The following is a 17863-nucleotide window of genomic DNA, read 5'->3' on the forward strand; positions in this document are numbered from 1 at the left end:
GATGTCTTTAATCAGTGTTTCAGGTGCGTGGCTGTCGTTCAGCGACGCGCCGCTGTTGGATAACACCGAACTCCATATCGAAGAAAATGAACGCGTGTGTCTGGTTGGCCGCAACGGCGCGGGCAAATCGACCCTGCTGAAAATTCTGGCCAAAGAAATCCCGCTGGATGATGGTCGTATCACCTATGAACAAGATCTGATTGTTGCACGCCTGCAACAGGATCCCCCGCGTGATGTTGCTGGTAGCGTCTTTGATTTTGTTGCTGAAGGGGTCGCTGCACAGGCGGATCACCTGAAAAACTATCACGCCATGTTGCGTCTGGTAGAAAGCGACCCGAGCGAAAAGAACCTGAATCAATTGGCTAAGTTGCAGGACGTTCTGGAGCATCAGGGCCTGTGGCAGCTGGAAAGCCGCATTCACGAAGTGCTGGAACAACTTGGTCTGTCCGCCGATGCGCCGCTGGCTTCGCTTTCCGGTGGCTGGCTGCGTAAAGCTGCACTCGGCAGAGCGCTGGTCAGTTCACCGCGTGTGCTGTTGCTGGATGAACCGACCAACCACTTGGATATCGAAACAATTGACTGGCTGGAAACCTTCCTGAAAACGTTCCAGGGCAGCATTATCTTTATCTCCCATGATCGCTCGTTTATTCGCAACATGGCGACCCGCATTGTCGACCTCGATCGCGGCAAGCTGGTTTCCTGGCCGGGTAACTACGAAAAATATCTGGAAGGGAAAGAAGAAGCACTGCGGGTGGAAGATCTGCAAAATGCGGAATTCGATCGCAAACTGGCGCAGGAAGAAGTGTGGATCCGTCAGGGCATCAAAGCCCGTCGTACCCGTAACGAAGGCCGTGTTCGGGCGCTGAAGGCCATGCGTCAGGATCGCGCGCAGCGCCGTGAAGTGATGGGCTCGGCGAAAATGCAGGTTGAAGAAGCCGCCCGCTCCGGCAAGATTGTGTTTGAGCTGGAAGACGTAAACTATCATGTTGATCAGGGTTCTGTGGGTGAAAAGAAAGTGCTAACGCGCAATTTCTCCGCTCAGGTACAGCGCGGCGACAAGATTGCACTGGTGGGGCCGAATGGCTGCGGTAAAACCACGCTGCTAAAATTGATGCTGGGTGGGTTAGAACCGGTCAGCGGTCGTGTGCACTGTGGCACGAAGCTGGAAGTGGCCTATTTCGATCAGCACCGCGCTGAACTCGACCCAGAACGTACGGTGATGGACAATCTGGCAGAAGGCAAACAGGAAGTGATGGTCAACGGCCGCTCACGTCATGTGCTGGGCTATTTGCAAGACTTCCTGTTCCATCCGAAACGCGCCATGACGCCGGTAAAAGCGCTGTCGGGTGGAGAGCGTAACCGCCTACTGCTGGCGCGTTTGTTCCTCAAACCCAGTAACCTGTTGATTCTTGATGAACCGACCAACGATCTGGACGTGGAAACGCTGGAGTTGCTGGAAGAGTTAATCGAAAGCTATCAGGGAACGGTGCTGCTGGTCAGCCACGACCGTCAGTTCGTCGATAATTCGGTGACCGAATGCTGGATCTTTGAAGGTGACGGCAAGATTTCTCGCTTCGTCGGTGGGTATTACGATGCGCAACAGCAGCGTGCCACGGCCACGCCACTGCGAACGACGGCTGCGCCAGCAGTAACTGCACCAGCGCCAACTGCGAGCACCGCACCGTCCGCTAAACGAAGCGCGGGGAAATTAAGTTATAACCAGCAGCGCGAATTAGATGAGTTGCCGCTGCGTCTTGAGCAACTGGAGCAAGAAATTGCGTCGCTGCAAGCGCAGATGAATGACGCCAATTTCTTCAGCCGTCCACATGACGAAACGCAGCAGGTCTTAAGCGCTCTGGCGGAAGCGGAAAGCGCGCTGGAAACCTGTTTCGAACGCTGGGAAGAGCTGGAAGCACAGAAAAACGGCTAATCCACGTGGTTGTATGACGCCATCAATACGGGAAGTTAACTCCCGTATTGATGGGGTTTTCAGTCAGAAGCTGACGAATTTTGAAGGAGAGAACGTGTGTGTTCCCATCACGATCGGCATGACTGTAATCTTCAACACGAGCATCACCATGATGACTATATGCTTTGCCCGCAGTGCGACCTGCTGGTGGAGTTACCTGAGCTGTTACACGGCCAGAAAGCGACCTGCCCACGTTGTAAAACCGCACTAACCAGCCGCCAGACGGAACCGCGTAAACGGCCAGTTGGCTATGCGGTGAGTGCGCTATTCATGCTATTGCTGGCAAACCTCTTCCCCTTCGTTTCTATGCGTGTAGCGGGTATCACCAGCGAAATTACCCTGATACAAATTCCTAAAGTGATGGTGGCGGAAAACTATGCCAGCGTCGCGACGCTGTTTATGCTTTTTGTCCAACTGGTCCCAGCTTTCAGTATGGCGACCCTCATTCTGCTTTGCCTGCATGCTTCGCTGCCGCTGGTCTTGAAAAAAAACCTGGGAAAAATGCTGTTCCATCTCAAAAGCTGGGGGATGGCAGAGATTTTTCTGGCTGGCGTGCTGGTCAGCTTTGTCAAACTGATGGCCTATGGTGACATCGGCATCGGCACCAGCTTTATGCCTTTTGTCCTGTTCTGTCTGCTACAACTACTGGCCTTCCAAAGCCTCGACCGCCGCTGGTTGTGGAATGACATCGTGCCGCCCCCCGCGCTGCCTGCGCCACCGATTCTGGGACAAAGCGGGCTATCGCAAGGGCTGCGTTCATGCACATGTTGCACCGCCATTCTGCCAGCTAGCCAGTTAATCTGCCCGCGTTGCCACTCACGCGGACATGCCCGTAAGAAGCACAGCCTGCAATGGACGTTGGCCCTGCTGATGACCTCCATCATGCTCTATATCCCCTCGAATCTGATGCCCATCATGGTGACCGAAGCCTTCGGCGATCGCATGGGATCGACGATTATGTCGGGTGTCATTCTACTGTGGGGGATGGGGTCTTATCCTGTCGCACTGGTGATTTTTGTCGCCAGCGTCATGGTGCCATCGCTAAAAATGCTGGCGTTAGGCTGGCTTTGCTGGCAGGCCAATCGCAAAACCAAGAAAACGGAAGATAGCGAGCGAATGCATGTCATCTATGAGATGGTTGAGTTTGTTGGGCGCTGGTCGATGATTGATGTGTTCGTGATTGCCGTCCTGTCGGCGATGGTGCGTATCGGTCGCTTGATGAGTATTTATCCCGCTGTTGGGGCGGTGTTGTTCGCGGCGGTGGTGATTCTGACCATGTTTGCCGCGATGATGTTTGATCCCCGTTTGTTGTGGGATCGTCGCGATGATGTTCTTCATAAGGAGCCTGCCGTTGGCGAAAGATAACCCTGCCATTGCGGATGTAGAAACGATTAAACGCTGGTCGCCGGTCTGGATTGTACCGATTGTCACGGTGCTGATCGGTGCCTGGATACTGTTTTACCATTTCAGCCATCAAGGGCCGCAAATTACGCTGATTACCAGCAACGCAGAAGGGATTGAAGCGGGAAAAACGGCCATCAAAAGCCGTAGCGTAGACGTTGGAGTGATAGAGAGCGTCGTACTGAGTGACGATCTCCATCGAGTGGAGATCAAAGCTCGTCTGCATGATGGTATGGAGAAACTCCTAAAGCAGGACTCCGCTTTCTGGGTGGTGAAGCCGCAAATTGGTCGCGAAGGCGTTTCCGGTCTGGGGACGCTCTTATCCGGCGCTTACATTGAGCTACAGCCTGGGGCAAGTAAAGAGGGTAAAAGCGAGTTTACCCTGCTGGATGCGCCGCCGCTGGCCTCGCCGGATGCGAAAGGCATTCGGGTAATACTGGACAGCGAGCAATCCGGGCAGTTGAATGCGGGCGATCCGGTCCTGTTCCGCGGCTATCGGGTGGGGTCGGTGGAAACCAGCGAGTTCGACCCGAAAGCACGCAAGATGCGCTATCAGCTGTTTATTTCTGCGCCGTATGACGGTCTGGTCACCAGCAATGTTCGTTTCTGGAAAGATAGCGGCGTGGCGTTCGATATGTCGGCGCAGGGGATGCGTGTCGAAATGGGCTCGTTGACGACGTTATTCAGCGGTGGCGTCAGCTTTGATGTCCCTGCTGGGTGGGAACTGGGCGATGCGGCCAAGACCATGGCGCAGTATCGGCTGTTTGATAGCCAGCGCAGCATTCAGGACTCGCTATACACCGAATATAAAGAGTACCTGCTGTTTTTCAGCGAATCGATCCGTGGTCTACAGGAGGGCGCGCCGGTTGAGTTCCGCGGCATTCGACTGGGCACGGTTGCCGAAGCGCCATTTTTCCCAAAAAATATGAAGCAGGATCTGGATGATGATTATCGCATTCCGGTGCTGATCCGTATTGAACCCGATCGGTTCGAGAAGAAGATTGGTGGCTCGTTCGATTTTGAACAGCATCTGAAACAAGCCCAGTCGCTGGGGCTGCGCGCGTCGATGAAGTCGGCTAATCTCCTGACGGGCGCGCTCTATATCGATCTCGATTTTTATCCAACAGAGAAAGTGGATAAACAGCTGTTCGTTCTGGATGGCTACCCAGTTCTGCCTACCATTGACGGTGGCCTGTCGCAGATTCAGCAGAAGCTGATGGCCGTGCTGGATAAGGTCAATAACTTACCGCTGAACCCGATGGTCAATGAAGCCACGAAGACGCTGACAGAAAGTCAGGCAACGCTGCGCGAAATGCAAAAAACGCTGGTGACGCTAAACAAGTTGACGTCCAGCAAAGCGATGCAGGATCTGCCGGAAGACATGCAAAAAACGCTGCTTGAATTGAATCGCAGTATGAAAGGCTTCCAGCCCGGCTCACCGGCGTATAACAAGATGGTGGCGGATATGCAGCGGTTGGATCAGGTATTGAGGGAGCTACAGCCTGTGCTGCGTACCCTGAATGAGAAAAGTAATGCGTTGGTGTTTGAGGCTTCGGGTAGTGAGGATCCTCAGCCGAAGAGGGCAAAATAATGATGAAAGCATGGACACTGGTTCTGGCGCTGCTATTGAGCGCGTGCAGCAGCAGTAATACGCAGAAAACGTACTATCAGTTGCCGACAATCGCGGATGCCAATACGACACAGGCTGCGGTGACTCAGGGGCATCCGCTATGGGTTGAACATGTCAGCGTGGCGGATTACCTCGTCAATGCTGGCTTGGTTTATCAGACTAACGATGTGCAGTATGTCATTGCCAGCAACAACCTGTGGGCCAGTCCGTTGGATCAGCAATTACAGCAAGCGCTGGTGACTAATCTGGGGAATAAACTGCCCGGTTGGGTCGTGACCACGCAGCCACAGGGAAGCGAACCGGCTGTGCTGAACGTGGCGGTTACGGGTTTTCACGGCCGCTATGATGGCAATGTTATCGTCCGTGGTGAATGGATGCTGACCTATCAGGGTAAAGTGGTTAAACGCCCCTTTAGCGTGATGCTGCCACAAACGGAAGATGGCTACGACGCGCTGGTAAGAACGCTGGCACAAGGCTGGCAGCAGGTTTCCCAGTCGATTGCTCAGCAGGTGGGGAAACTGAAATAACGATGACAGCGACCCGGTATTATCTGGTCACGGTTTGACACAAACAGCGTTCTAAGAAATCAGGCCTCTAAAGATGTAATGCTTTGATTGCATTGCGTTTTTAGGGGGTTTTTATTATTTTCAATCAGTTGGGTTTTTCGGTTCGTTAACGGGGAAAATTCCTATTTTGGATCACAAATATGACACTGACGTGAATTTTGCGCCTTGACCTTTGGCGACAGAATCGGTATTGATAGTCTGTGGTTGCTTATAAAGTAATCATTGTTTTCTTTCCACCAGATAAATGATGAGGGAAATAAGGCATGAAGAGACAGAAACGCGATCGCCTGGAACGGGCTCATTCACGTGGTTATCAAGCAGGTATTGTCGGTAGACCAAAGGAATTTTGTCCTTATCAATCCATTAATGCCCGGTCTTACTGGTTGGGAGGTTGGCGAAAAGCCATGGAGGACAGGGCTGTGACCGCTTAGCGCGCCTTGTCATTAGAGGGAACGCCTCCGCTTCTGCGGAGGCTTTTGTTTTTTTAGGGGCTAAATACCCTGATTCTGCATCTCTCTCTGTTCAATCGACATAGAGTTCAACCGACAGACACGCTCGATACACTCAATCGATACACGTCCTTAACAAATAGATGGCCTTGCACAACGATCCAGAGCGTTGTTAATTCTATAACGTTATTTACCTATTAATTTCGATTTCGATCATTTTAGTCATTTTTTTATTCGTTATTGTTCGATATTGACTTGAAATTGAGTGATTTGGGTGATTATTCATTATTTTTTGTTAAAAAATCTATCATTACTACCTGAATGGTATGGCTCAAGGCGGCAATGTAGTGTAGTTTTTTGTTCAGAATTTTCTTAAAAGCGTTTAGAGAGAAGAATATCGTGAAATTGCGAACCAGAATTGCACTGCTGTGCAGTACGACTTTGTTAGGGATGTTAATTTTATCTGCGGTGGCGCTGAATACGCTCTATAACACGATGATGAGCGAACGCACTGGCCAACTTTCTACGCTGGTTCAACTGGCTCACGCTGCGGCACAAAAGGCATATGACCTTGAGAAAAGCGGTCAGCTGTCACGTGAGGATGCAGAGAAAGAGGCCAAACGGGCAATTAGCAGTTTCCATAAGGACGATCGTTATTTCTTCGTACGCGGTTATACGAATGATGTGAACTACGTTCACCCTAACCCTAAACGCATTGGCATTGTCGATGCCAATGGCGGTAAAGAGGCGGGAGAACGCTACCGTGCGTCGCTTCAAGGCAATACGATTGGCACGGTGATCGCGGAAGGGACGCGTCCGGGGCAGCAGAATAAAGTTGAGAAGCTTTATGCCGTCATTAAATTCGAGCCTTGGGACTGGACGATTGGCTACGGTGACTATATTGACGATATCCAACAAACGTTCTGGCACAACGCGCTGATCCTGCTGTCTTTAGGCGTGGTTCTGCTGTTAATCATTTCTACATTTGCATGGAATATGTTGCGTACGCTGATGCGCCAGCTTGGCGGTGAGCCGCAATATGCGGTGGATGTTGTGCGCGAAATTGCGGAAGGCAATTTGCGCGTCGATGTTGAAACGAAGCCGGGCGACCAAACCAGTATTCTTTACGCTATCCGTGCGATGCGTGAAAACTTGTCGCATCTGGTTAATCAGGTTCGCAGCAGTACCAACTCGATTGCTACCGCTTCAACGCAGATAGCATCGGGTAACGGTGATTTGTCAGCTCGTACCGAATCGCAGGCCAGCGCATTAGAGCAGACGGCAGCGGCAATGGAACAGTTGACCGCAACGGTGAAACAGAATGCAGATAACGCGCGCTACGCGAATGAACTTGCGGTGTCGGCATCGGATGTCGCGGTGCGCGGTGGGGATGTTGTCAGCCGAGTCGTGGTGACGATGGACTCCATCAGTACATCATCGCGTAAGATTGTGGATATTATCGGCGTTATTGACAGCATCGCTTTCCAGACGAATATTCTGGCGCTGAATGCGGCGGTAGAAGCGGCACGGGCAGGTGAACAAGGCCGTGGCTTCGCCGTGGTCGCAAGTGAAGTCCGCACGCTGGCGCAGCGCTCTGCATCCGCCGCGCGGGAAATTAAAGGCTTGATTGATGATTCCGTTGCCAAGGTGGGGGAAGGCACCGATTTCGTGAAGCAGGCGGGCGATACCATGAGTGAAGTGGTTGAAAGTGTACACCGCGTCACGTCCATGATGGGCGAGATTAGCGCGGCGAGTGCAGAGCAGCGTTCCGGTATTGAACAGGTCAATCTCGCGATATCGCAGATGGATCAGAGTACCGAACAGAATGCGGCGTTGGTTGAAGAAGCATTGGCTGCGGCACACTCGCTGAGCGAACAGGCACAAGAGCTGTCACGCACCGTTGAACAATTCCGCGTTGATGAATCTGCGGGCAGCTATCTGGCGCTGGGGGCAAGATAGCTACAACGAAACGGCAGCGTTCAGGTAGTATCGAACTTTTCCGACGTTTTTATCCGTCATGACATCAGATTGAACCCGACACATACGTGTCGGGTTGTTCGTAAAACCAGCAATCAGCTTAAGCGTTTCACTCGTTGCCGGAGGGGAAATCTTCAGAAAGACTCCCAGTCTTCTTTATTATTCGCTGGCGGCAGTGCTACGGTTTTCAGCCTGCCAGATAATTGTGTGCCGGATGATGAACGATGTTGCGTCGTGGACTCTGTTCCCAGCTTGAATACCGAGACCAACTGTGACAACTGATCGGCCTGTTGCTCTAGGGAAGACGCCGCAGAAGAGGATTCCTGCACGAGAGCGGCATTCTGCTGAGTGGTGGAATCCAGTTCTGTTACCGCTTTACCAATTTGATCAATACCTCGACTCTGCTCTTCAGATGCATTCGAAATTTCATTCATGATCCCACTGACATTGGTGACTGAAGAAATGATCTGTTCCATTGTGCCCCCCGCTTTATTCGCCATTTCTGACCCAGCGTGCACGCGTTGGACGGATTCTTGTATGAGACTCTCTATTTCTTTAGCTGCCTGCGCACTACGTTGTGCAAGGTTTCTTACCTCACCGGCGACGACAGCGAAGCCCCGACCTTGTTCACCGGCCCGTGCCGCTTCTACCGCCGCATTCAGCGCCAGAATATTCGTCTGGAATGAGATACCATTAATCACGCTGATTATTTCAGTAATTTTCTTTGAACTTTCAGTGATCACACCCATAGTTTCGATCACATCCCAAACAATTTTGCCCCCTGAACGGGCGTGGTTTGCGGCCACTTCAGCAAGATGACTGGCTTCACGGGCATTATCTGCATTACGTTTTACGGTTGAGGTTAATTCTTCCATGCTGGCTGCAGTTTCCACAACGGCGGATGATTGCTCCTCAGTGCGTGATGCTAAATCTGTGTTACCTGCAGAAATTTCTGATGATGCCGTAGCGACATGCATGACAGATTCTTTTATCTGAGAAATCATATCGCGTAGCCGCTGATTCATTGTCGCTAGAGCAGTAGTCAGGCGACCTAATTCGTCGGAGGACTGGGGTTCAATTACGGCAGTCAAGTCACCACTGGCAATATACTCGGCAAGGGTCAAACTATTCCTTATTTGGCGAGTCATCTGGTGCGTGATTAACCATGCGACCAATAGGCCGACTACCACTGCGCACACTGCAACCAGTGCTGTTATTGTGATCACTTGCTGCGTGATATCCAGGTTTTTTTGAGTTTGTAATGTCACCAAATTTTGTATCGTGTTAGCGATTTTTTCGGCAAAGCCCGTTAATGTGTTGGCGACATCTCGTGACTGCTGAAGTGCCGCTGAATAGTTATTGACATTGCTTTTAAGCGTATTAAGGAATAGTTGTACAGTCTTTTTATCTGCATCGGTTAGCTGTAGGCCTTCTGCCGCTAACAGATTCAGAGCAGAACGGTAATCGGTCTCAAAAACATCCTGTCCGTTTTTTCCGTCAGATGACTGGATCTGAAGCACGTCGATCCACAAACGATTGAGTACATTCAGTAGTATCAGGTCCTGCTTTGTGGATTGTTCATGAGTGACTAACATCTGATTCAATTTGTCCAGTACAGACTTCTGTTCTGGTGCCGTCAACGATTTAGATGCATCCACTGATTGGCGTTCAAATTTGACGAAATTATCCCGTGCATCGGCATAGGCAGGGATGGTATTCCTTAAGTCATTAAATAATACGCGAGCCTCCGTTCCCCAAACGAAACTTTCCCCTTGCACCGCCTTGCTATACATTTTATCAATAGCAACCTTATTTGCCTGAATAGCACTTTCATCGTGATTAATTTGATAGGCAAGACGGTTTCGCCGTGCGATGTTTAATTCATCATTGATTTCACCGACCAACGCACCCTTTAGCGCATAGTCTCGGATGCTAGCTGACTGCTGTATACTAAAAATTGATGAGATAATTATTATTATTATCAATATAGCAAATCCACCGAACAGCTTTGTTCCAACAGAACGGTTTCTGAACCATGAAAAAAGGTATGTCATAGAGGTATCCTCAAAAATATGTTCAATTTAAAACATGCCAATGACTCGAATTGTTAACTACTTACGTAACTTGTTGTTTTTTGCGTGTGACCCTACTGTCAGGTTCATTGTTCTTTATTGCGATGCATGAGATAAAATAGGTCTTTCATTATATTTTCGGATACGTAAAACTAATCTTTAGTGCTCGTTTGAAATAAATTTAATGTTTAAGTAAATAGCTTATTTCGTATTTTTAATGAATGGGTTTTTATCATGATTCAATAAAACCATGATGTGGTATTTTAATTTAAAGATATAAGGAGCTCGATGGTTAAGTTATTTTTTGTTAATATAATGTAACTTTACTTGCAATCGAAATATTGATTCCTGATGTTGGCATAATGTGATCATAGTATGGGAACGATATTCTATCCACTTGATACCTATAATTTATTTTTAATCGGTAATTTATCCTTTTTATTCAATGATATAGCTTATATCTCAAAACTGAATAAGAAATACTCTCTTATTTATAAAAATACTTAAAGTAAGGCGCGAAGTATGCATCACTGAATAGTGAGGATTTCAGGAAGATAACTTTACTTGGTAAAATGGAAGTGGGACTAAGTAAAATTCTGACTTCAACAGTTTCTGGCGGGATGCCCCCAGTGGTATCATGTTAAGAAGATTTGAATTGCTGTTTGGTTTATGAATTATAGTGTTATAACTTATAAAGGCTGAGTTCGCAGGCGCAGGTATCAGAAAACGTCTTGTAGGAATTCAGGTGAATGCTGCTTATGGGGTTTCCATGATGGTATTTATACTTATTTTCAGCATTCGTTTTGCACATCTTATCCCAGAGTTATTTATTGCTATGTTAACAATGATTTCTTTTCCTGGTTTATACTCGTCAGCTAGTTAATGAAGGCAGGAAAAAACCAGCTTAATGAGAGGTATGTAGGGGGATTGACTCGCAGCCTCCTGCCGATCGCCCCGCCGTTGGCGGTCCAAAACGCCAATCCTGTCGTTTTGTCGAACCCTGTCAAGGTTTCTCATCTGTACCATCACCATAAAAGAAAACGCCCTTAACTTGCGTCAAGGGCGTTTTCTTTTATATGGCGGTGAGGAAGGGATTCGAACCCTTGATACGTTTTCACGTATACACACTTTCCAGGCGTGCTCCTTCAGCCTCTCGGACACCTCACCGTGGTCTCGCCGTATCGCATAGCAGCTGACGGCGCTAATGTAGGGAAATTGCCGAACAGCGTCAACAAACTTCTGCATTCAATGCACGCAATTAGCTAAAGTTAACGCAATTTGTTGCTTTGCTCACCGCTTTTCATTTTCGCCCTCGTGCATTCCCCCGTCATGCGCCAAAAACTGATGTTTCAGTTGTGTTAATCATGCGTTGTAATTCCGTCACTGGCTGCGGAATAGCCCTCGAAATGGTATGCTGATTTGCAAACGTTGACCCAGGAGAACCTATGTATCCCGTCGATTTACATATGCACACCGTTGCTAGCACACATGCTTACAGTACCCTGCATGATTACATCGCTGAAGCACAGCAAAAGCATATCCGCCTGTTTGCCATCACCGATCATGGCCCGGATATGGCGGATGCACCGCATTACTGGCACTTCATGAATATGCGCGTTTGGCCGCGTCTGGTGGATGGCGTCGGCATCCTGCGCGGTATCGAAGCAAATATTAAAAATATCGAGGGTGATATAGACTGCACCGGACCGATGTTGGATCAGGTGGATGTGATTATCGCAGGCTTTCATGAGCCGGTTTTTCCACCACAGGATAAAGACACGCATACTACGGCGATGATCGCGACCATGGCACGTGGCGACGCGCATATCATTAGCCACCCCGGCAACCCGAAATTTCCTGTCGATATCCGCGCGATTGCGGAAGCCGCGGCGAAATACAATGTGGCGCTGGAGCTAAATAACTCTTCTTTCATGCATTCACGCCAAGGTAGTGAGCCAAACTGTCGGGCGATTGCGGAAGCTGTTCGTGACGCAGGTGGGTTACTTTCTTTAGGTTCCGATTCCCATATTGCGTTTTCTCTGGGAGACTTTACCCACTGCGAACGTATTTTGCAGGAAGTGAATTTCCCGCAGGATCGGATATTAAACGTCAGTCCTCGGCGCGTGTTGGATTTCCTCGAACAGCGTGGAATGTCTGCTATCGCTGAACTTGCTGATTTGTGACGCTGTCACTTAAAAAGCGTTACTTAAGACAGTGTCACTTAAAAATAAACAGGATTATGAATGAACGAGTTTTCTATTGTGTGCCGCCTATTGGGCACGCTGTTTTATCGCCAACCGCAGGATCCTTTGCTGATGCCGCTATTCACCCTGATTAAAGAGGGGAAACTGGCGCAGCACTGGCCGTTAGAGCAAGATGCGTTGTTGGCTCGTTTGCAAAAAGGTCTGGATTTGTCCGCAATGGCGGCGGATTATCAGGCGCTGTTCGATAGCGAAAATGGCTCAGTGTCGCCGCTGCGTTCATCCTATGAAAGCGATGCTGATGACGCGGAAATTCGTACATTTTTACAACAGCGCGGCATGCCGTTAAATGACAGTGGTGCGGTTGGTCATTTTGGTAGCTTGTTGCTTGCCGCGTCATGGTTGGAAGATCAGGCACAAGAAGACGAAACGGCCGCACAGATTACCCTGTTCGATGAGTATCTTTTACCGTGGAGCGATCGTTTTCTCGGGAAAGTAGAAAGTCACGCCACCACCGCATTTTATCGTACGCTGGCGATAGTGTGCCGTGAAGCGCTGGAAGCGATGCGAGATGAACTGGGCGAAAGCGACGAAGAAGACGAATCGGAAGCGGAAGAATAATATCGCGGTATGAAACCCCGCAGTATGAAATCTAGTAAAGATGAACCTAATGTTTTACGAGGAGGATCATAACACCTCTAATCAGGTGGCCAAATTCAGTGTGCCACTACATAAACACAGCACTCTGCGTTCTTTCAATTGGAAACGAGACCAGAGACCAAACGAGTAGCATGTAGACTCGCATAATCGAAGAACCTTGTATCAATCGATACAAGGTTTATCAGGCAGTGCTTATTCGAGCATCCCAAGATACATTGCTGGTTTCGCTGTAAGTCCTGCATGTACACTCTCGGTAACGTCATCAGCCAATAGTTCGGGGAGTCCCATTTCTAACGCAGTAAGTGTCATCTGTGCAATATCATCTGGTAATGCTTTTTTTCCCGGTACTCCGCGTGCCATATCGGTATCCATGAAAGCTACATGTAATGACAGAACTTCTGTACCCTGAGCCTTCAACTCTTGTCGCATTGCATTACTCAAGGCCCAAGCAGCGGCTTTGGAAGCACTGTAACTCCCTGTCATTCCAGGCAGGGTTGCCCAGCTTAGTGCGGAGATAACATTAATAACTGCACTACCTTTGCCAGTAGCGAGAATGGGCGCAAAAGCCTGCGTCATACGCAATGGCCCAATGGCATTTGTCTCCAACTGAACGCGCAAAGAATCGATGGATGATGGATCAAGAATAGACCCTGTCCCGCCAACACCAGCGTTGTTGATCAATAAATTCACATCGCTCAATTCTTTTGCGAGCGCGTTAATCTGTTCAGAGTTGGTCACATCCAAACGTACGGGCACAACACCCGGTTCAATGATGGTTATTGGATCGCGCGCAGCAGCGTAGACCTTGCGTGCTCCAGCAGCGAGTAAGGCTCGGACAAAGGCTGCCCCTAACCCTCTATTAGCTCCTGTAACAAGTGCAACAGAACCATGTATTTTCATAATGTTAGACTCCAAAAGCTAGAATCAGGAATTAATGCGTGATACCAAATGAGCCATGACAAAGTGCTCATAATGACCAACCCCATTTTTTACAATAGGATCTTGGGAGGTGAAAGCCTCAATGTCTTCGCTTTCTTGAATTCGGTAGAGAGACACTCCGTAGCCATCTCCATCATTTAGGACGGGACCATGTGCAACAATCACACCTTGGTCGAGGAGCTTATTTAGATAAGCTCCATGCTGTCCCATCCATGTTGTCTCTTCTGGAGACATTGTCGCTAGGAAATTCGCACGTGGGGGAATCCATTTACATAAATAGTTTTTCATTTCATAACCTTTATAAAAATTGATATCGAATGAGCAAAGCAACTTATTCTTTCGAAGCAGAAGCAAGGCGCTTTCCAGCCTCAACAGATAAATTGAGCACTACATTGGCGGGGCGCATCATCACCATAAAATCGGTAATTTTTCCTTCTGTACTGAATTCAATCAGGTCAACGCCGAACACAATGTCATCGCCGACCCTCGCACTGAACTCAAGAACATATCCTGTGTTTTTGCCGAAATGCCGTAGGTAAGTAAAATCTTTAAATACACTGAAAACCGCTCCCAGAATGGCAACCATTGTTTCCTTGCCATGATACGATTCAATGGTTGCTGGATTACGAAAGACAACATCCTCGGTCAACAAGTCAGGGAGAGCCTTCCAATCCAATGACTCAACAATACGATGCCACTCCTTGAGTCCTGCTTGAGCGGCTTCGTGCGGTAAACCAAGTTGAATGCCTTCAATTGAGTGTGAGTTTAAGTCGGTCATTTAATTCTCCTATTAATGAAACGATTCTTTTACCTTGAGGCCAATTACAAACAGCATCATTCATTTAAAGTTATACTGGGTCATGCCGTTACTTTGCCGTTTTTAAACTTTTAAGAATTGCGCTTTCAAACATCTTTGGAAGATAGTTTTGTAGAAAAAGGATCAGTCCTGTCATTTTTCCCACAGGATTACTGAACTTCGGCTCTTTAGTTTGGATGAGCTTGCTAATAGTGCATACAACTGCATCTGGGGCTTCAGCCTCGTCCATGCCCTTTTGCGTAGCAGCTTGAACCAACTTTCGGTAATCGTTGTAATCCGCTATATTTTGGCCTGTCGATGATACAGAGTGATTGCCGAGATTCGTTTTGAACCATACTGGCTCTACCATGCTGACATGGATGTTGAATGGATTGAGTTCAAAACGTAGGGACTTGAAATAGCCTTGAACTGCGTGTTTTGAGGCAGTGTAGTAAGATAGATTTGGTGGCCCAATCAAACCCACGATAGAGCTTATCGTGATGATCTGGCCGCTCTTCTGTTTGCGAAAGTAGGGTAACAAGGCGTTTGTGACCTTTACAGTTCCCCAGAAATTGGTTTCGAACTGCTCACGTCCAACTTCAATTGACGTTTCTTCAGCAATACCTGTAACCATGTAACCTGCATTGTTAACGAGCACATCGACTCGCTTTGTGTGAGCAAATAGTTCTTGTGTAAAGGACTGAACAGAACGGTCATCAGCAATATCGAGGCGTAGCATTTTGAATGGCACCTTAGCTACATGTTTCTCGGGATTACGGCTGGTACCAATAACATGAAAACCATCTTTATGTAGTTTATTGGCGAGCATCAAACCAAAACCCGACGATGCACCTGTAATTAAAATTGTTTTTTTCATATGAGTAACCCTAACCTATATTCACTATTGAATCATTGGGGGTATTTTGCCGCTAACTTTTAGTAGCATCACTAGCGGAAGGCGCCAACTTTCATGCTAAACGCGCCAATATCAAATTGGGTTGATTGGCGCCTTTTGCCATTGCGGTGGCACAATCTGCGAAATAGACTAGGCACACAGAGCCGGATCTAATGCTCTTTGTATGGTTATTATGGCTAAAATTAGCACGATTTTTGTTCAGAAAATGCACTGGATGGATATGACTTCCGATTGATTGAATGCATATTAATATGCCGTACTTATCGAAATGAACGAATTGTGTATTTTTTACACAAATGGGAATCCCGCCCTGACTAGGCACATGACTATAGAGAATATACAAACATTGGATCGTCGAAATAGCGCTATGCAGGATTACTCAATTTGGCCTGGTTGGCGCTTGTTAATGCAAGACGCTGGCATAGAAGCTTCACCCGTGCTCCGTCGAGCTGAGCTTCCCGGCGACCTCTTTGCTCGGCAAAATGTTCGTCTAGATCCAGATGACTTTTTCCAACTTTGGGTGGCCATCGAAGCTGAGGCGATGTTTAAAAATCCCAACATTCCAGCCGCATTACAGATTGCCAAAGTAATGTCTTCAGACTGGTTTGATCCCGAGCTTTTTGCCGCGCTCTGTAGCTCGAATATGAGCTGCGCGCTTGATAGAATGGCTAAGTATGTAAGACTTATTGCTCCCATGATATTCAAAGTAGATCGTGATGGATCACACACCACTGTCTCAATTGATTTTGTGGACAACACCAAGCATCCACCCGACGTATTTCTTGTTTTTAAGCTCGTATTTTTTGTACAACTTGCTCGTTTGGCTACACGCACGCCCATACAGCCATTGCAGGTAAGTTGGCCATTAGCACATAAGATCAATAGTGACAGTGCATTAGCCTATGAGGCTTTTTTTGGTGTTCCTATCACGAATAGTCACTTAACTACTTTGGTATTTTTGACTGCGGATATGGAGAAACCATTCCTTACAGAAAATCACAAAATGTGGCAATTCTTTGAGCCATCTTTGCGTCAAAGGTTGACTGATTTAGATCAAATGGCAGGCATGTCGGAAAGAGTGCACAGTACATTGCTAGAGAGCTTGCCGGCTGGAGAAGTGTCGATGCAGATAGTGAGTCGGAAACTCGCGGTCAGCACTCGCACACTGCAACGCCGACTTCAAAATGAAGGAACCTCATTCCAGCAGATTCTGGACAATGTGCGTAAATCGCTCGCACATCATTATCTACTCAGTACTGACATGTCGAGTGCGGAGATATCGTTTCTATTGGGGTTTGAAGACTCAAATTCTTTTGCTCGTGCATTTCAATCTTGGACAGGAAATACGCCGCAAATGGTGAGATCTAGAAAATAAGTGCATGGTATTCGTGGAAATAATACCTTGAATTTAACAATTTTGGGAAAAGTGATGAATCTATCAGAAGCTGCTCTAAATACATGGATTAACAAACCAGAATGTTCGGAAGTTAGCCCTAACAGGATCTATATGGTTAGTCATGAGCACTCCGACTTTTGGGAAAAAACTCACTATGGATTTCAACATCACACTGGGCATGCATATGGGCTTGAAACAGACAGTGATTTCACTTTCCAAGTTAGAGTAAAAGCTGATTTCAAGTTTTTGTATGATCAGGCAGGTATTTTTATTCAGGGAGCAGAAACAGCTTGGATTAAAGCCGGAATAGAGTTTAATGATGGACACCCATCTATAGGATGCGTTGTCACTGATAACCACTCAGACTGGTCGACAGGTATTTTTCCAGGCAATGCCAATGATTTCTGGATGCGGGTTACATCTAAAAACAATGTTATTCGAATTCAATACTCAACTGATGGGATACATTGGCCATTGTTGAGATTGTGCACATGGCCAGGGACACAAAAAAAGTTCATAGGTGTAATGTGTTGCTCTCCTAAGTCGAAGGGATTAGCAGCAGAATTCACCGAGATCTTATTAACCGCTCCATATGATAAAGATTTACACGATCTTTCGTGAGCCTTGAGTGTTACCTCTAATTAGGTGACCATATATGGAGCCTTCTGACCGATGATTCGGCCCTTATTCCATGCAACACGTTTTTCAATGATGACCTCCCGATTTTTTGAGAAACCATAAGCTGAGTCACTTGGTATAGATGCAAAGCTCTCGAAAAAAACTTAAAAAACACATAAAGTGAGGAAGGTTTTATCAGCGAATTCCGCTCTGCATCCGAAAGCAGACGTTCGGTGTGAAAAACTGAAATGTCAGCAATTGGCACATAAGTAA

The 17863-nt window shown here is 47.8% G+C and carries 16 protein-coding genes and 1 tRNA gene; 10 read left to right on the top strand and 7 right to left on the bottom strand.

Features of this window, described 5'->3' with window-relative positions; all coding sequences use genetic code 11:
• Position 1 precedes the first annotated feature (1 nt).
• The 6 genes from IG609_RS08585 (at position 2) to IG609_RS08610 (ending at position 7974) form a co-directional block, all read left to right on the top strand.
• Positions 2–1930, top strand: a complete 1929-nt coding sequence (locus IG609_RS08585; RefSeq protein ID WP_193398152.1) for an ABC transporter ATP-binding protein — start codon at positions 2–4, stop codon at positions 1928–1930.
• Between the two features lie 96 nt (positions 1931–2026).
• Positions 2027–3334, top strand: a complete 1308-nt coding sequence (pqiA, locus tag IG609_RS08590) for a membrane integrity-associated transporter subunit PqiA (RefSeq protein WP_193398151.1) — start codon at positions 2027–2029, stop codon at positions 3332–3334.
• Positions 3294–4961 carry an intermembrane transport protein PqiB gene (gene pqiB, locus IG609_RS08595; protein ID WP_404825788.1) on the top strand — a complete coding sequence of 556 codons (1668 nt, stop codon included), beginning with the start codon at positions 3294–3296 and terminating at the stop codon, positions 4959–4961. The genes pqiA and pqiB overlap by 41 nt, the downstream gene beginning before the upstream one ends.
• On the top strand, positions 4961–5527 hold the full coding sequence (gene pqiC / locus IG609_RS08600; protein WP_193398149.1) for a membrane integrity-associated transporter subunit PqiC: 567 nt from the start codon (positions 4961–4963) through the stop codon (positions 5525–5527). Before pqiB ends, pqiC begins: the two co-directional genes overlap by 1 nt.
• Positions 5528–5829: 302 nt before the next feature.
• Positions 5830–5997, top strand: a complete 168-nt coding sequence (rmf, locus tag IG609_RS08605) for a ribosome modulation factor (RefSeq protein WP_010276992.1) — start codon at positions 5830–5832, stop codon at positions 5995–5997.
• Between the two features lie 417 nt (positions 5998–6414).
• The gene (locus IG609_RS08610) at positions 6415–7974 is read left to right on the top strand and encodes a methyl-accepting chemotaxis protein (protein WP_193398148.1); all 1560 of its coding nucleotides are present in this window, start codon (positions 6415–6417) and stop codon (positions 7972–7974) included.
• 152 nt (positions 7975–8126) lie between these two features.
• Here IG609_RS08610 and IG609_RS08615 read toward each other — a convergent pair whose 3' ends face one another.
• From IG609_RS08615 to IG609_RS08620, 3 genes are all read right to left on the bottom strand, one after another.
• Positions 8127–10046 (bottom strand): methyl-accepting chemotaxis protein, encoded by a 1920-nt coding sequence (locus IG609_RS08615; protein WP_193398147.1) that lies wholly within the window; start codon positions 10044–10046, stop codon positions 8127–8129.
• Positions 10047–10820: 774 nt separating this feature from the next.
• Complete coding sequence (locus IG609_RS20605; protein WP_193398161.1) at positions 10821–10913, bottom strand: hypothetical protein; 93 nt, start codon at positions 10911–10913, stop codon at positions 10821–10823.
• 228 nt (positions 10914–11141) lie between these two features.
• Positions 11142–11231: transfer RNA gene (locus IG609_RS08620), tRNA-Ser, on the bottom strand.
• Positions 11232–11509: 278 nt separating this feature from the next.
• On the opposite strand from IG609_RS08620, the gene IG609_RS08625 reads away from it, so the two are divergent.
• Both IG609_RS08625 and IG609_RS08630 read left to right on the top strand, forming a co-directional pair.
• A complete protein-coding gene (locus tag IG609_RS08625; protein WP_193398146.1) occupies positions 11510–12247 on the top strand; it encodes a phosphatase in 738 nt (245 codons plus the stop codon).
• A 60-nt stretch (positions 12248–12307) separates the two neighbouring features.
• Positions 12308–12886 (top strand): TorD/DmsD family molecular chaperone, encoded by a 579-nt coding sequence (locus IG609_RS08630; protein ID WP_193398145.1) that lies wholly within the window; start codon positions 12308–12310, stop codon positions 12884–12886.
• A gap of 231 nt (positions 12887–13117) precedes the next feature.
• On the opposite strand, the gene IG609_RS08635 is transcribed toward IG609_RS08630, so the two are convergent.
• The 4 genes from IG609_RS08635 to IG609_RS08650 all read right to left on the bottom strand — a co-directional run bounded on the left by IG609_RS08635 (position 13118) and on the right by IG609_RS08650 (position 15537).
• On the bottom strand, positions 13118–13825 hold the full coding sequence (locus tag IG609_RS08635; RefSeq protein WP_193398144.1) for an SDR family oxidoreductase: 708 nt from the start codon (positions 13823–13825) through the stop codon (positions 13118–13120).
• 24 nt (positions 13826–13849) lie between these two features.
• Positions 13850–14152 carry a YciI family protein gene (locus tag IG609_RS08640; protein WP_193398143.1) on the bottom strand — a complete coding sequence of 101 codons (303 nt, stop codon included), beginning with the start codon at positions 14150–14152 and terminating at the stop codon, positions 13850–13852.
• A 43-nt stretch (positions 14153–14195) separates the two neighbouring features.
• Positions 14196–14642, bottom strand: a complete 447-nt coding sequence (locus IG609_RS08645; RefSeq protein ID WP_193398142.1) for a nuclear transport factor 2 family protein — start codon at positions 14640–14642, stop codon at positions 14196–14198.
• A gap of 88 nt (positions 14643–14730) precedes the next feature.
• Positions 14731–15537: an SDR family NAD(P)-dependent oxidoreductase gene (locus IG609_RS08650; RefSeq protein ID WP_193398141.1), complete on the bottom strand. Its 807-nt coding sequence runs from the start codon at positions 15535–15537 to the stop codon at positions 14731–14733.
• Between the two features lie 406 nt (positions 15538–15943).
• Between IG609_RS08650 and IG609_RS08655 the strand changes: the two genes are divergently transcribed.
• Positions 15944–16951 (top strand): helix-turn-helix domain-containing protein, encoded by a 1008-nt coding sequence (locus IG609_RS08655; RefSeq protein ID WP_226374057.1) that lies wholly within the window; start codon positions 15944–15946, stop codon positions 16949–16951.
• 54 nt (positions 16952–17005) lie between these two features.
• Positions 17006–17593, top strand: a complete 588-nt coding sequence (locus tag IG609_RS08660) for a DUF1349 domain-containing protein (RefSeq protein WP_193398159.1) — start codon at positions 17006–17008, stop codon at positions 17591–17593.
• Positions 17594–17863: the final 270 nt, after the last annotated feature.

It is taken from the genome of Pectobacterium quasiaquaticum (assembly GCF_014946775.2).
Lineage (GTDB): Bacteria > Pseudomonadota > Gammaproteobacteria > Enterobacterales > Enterobacteriaceae > Pectobacterium > Pectobacterium aquaticum.

What these genes read in the sequence shown, in the direction of transcription:
- IG609_RS08615 (WP_193398147.1), bottom strand. Translation starts at nt 10,046, where the DNA reads ATGACATACCTTTTTTCATGGTTCAGAAACCGTTCTGTTGGAACAAAG.
- IG609_RS08635 (WP_193398144.1), bottom strand. Translation starts at nt 13,825, where the DNA reads ATGAAAATACATGGTTCTGTTGCACTTGTTACAGGAGCTAATAGAGGG.
- IG609_RS08585 (WP_193398152.1), top strand. Translation starts at nt 2, where the DNA reads ATGTCTTTAATCAGTGTTTCAGGTGCGTGGCTGTCGTTCAGCGACGCG.
- IG609_RS08630 (WP_193398145.1), top strand. Translation starts at nt 12,308, where the DNA reads ATGAACGAGTTTTCTATTGTGTGCCGCCTATTGGGCACGCTGTTTTAT.
- IG609_RS08660 (WP_193398159.1), top strand. Translation starts at nt 17,006, where the DNA reads ATGAATCTATCAGAAGCTGCTCTAAATACATGGATTAACAAACCAGAA.
- rmf (WP_010276992.1), top strand. Translation starts at nt 5,830, where the DNA reads ATGAAGAGACAGAAACGCGATCGCCTGGAACGGGCTCATTCACGTGGT.
- IG609_RS08655 (WP_226374057.1), top strand. Translation starts at nt 15,944, where the DNA reads ATGCAGGATTACTCAATTTGGCCTGGTTGGCGCTTGTTAATGCAAGAC.
- pqiB (WP_404825788.1), top strand. Translation starts at nt 3,294, where the DNA reads ATGATGTTCTTCATAAGGAGCCTGCCGTTGGCGAAAGATAACCCTGCC.
- IG609_RS08625 (WP_193398146.1), top strand. Translation starts at nt 11,510, where the DNA reads ATGTATCCCGTCGATTTACATATGCACACCGTTGCTAGCACACATGCT.
- IG609_RS08650 (WP_193398141.1), bottom strand. Translation starts at nt 15,537, where the DNA reads ATGAAAAAAACAATTTTAATTACAGGTGCATCGTCGGGTTTTGGTTTG.
- pqiC (WP_193398149.1), top strand. Translation starts at nt 4,961, where the DNA reads ATGATGAAAGCATGGACACTGGTTCTGGCGCTGCTATTGAGCGCGTGC.
- IG609_RS08640 (WP_193398143.1), bottom strand. Translation starts at nt 14,152, where the DNA reads ATGAAAAACTATTTATGTAAATGGATTCCCCCACGTGCGAATTTCCTA.
- IG609_RS08645 (WP_193398142.1), bottom strand. Translation starts at nt 14,642, where the DNA reads ATGACCGACTTAAACTCACACTCAATTGAAGGCATTCAACTTGGTTTA.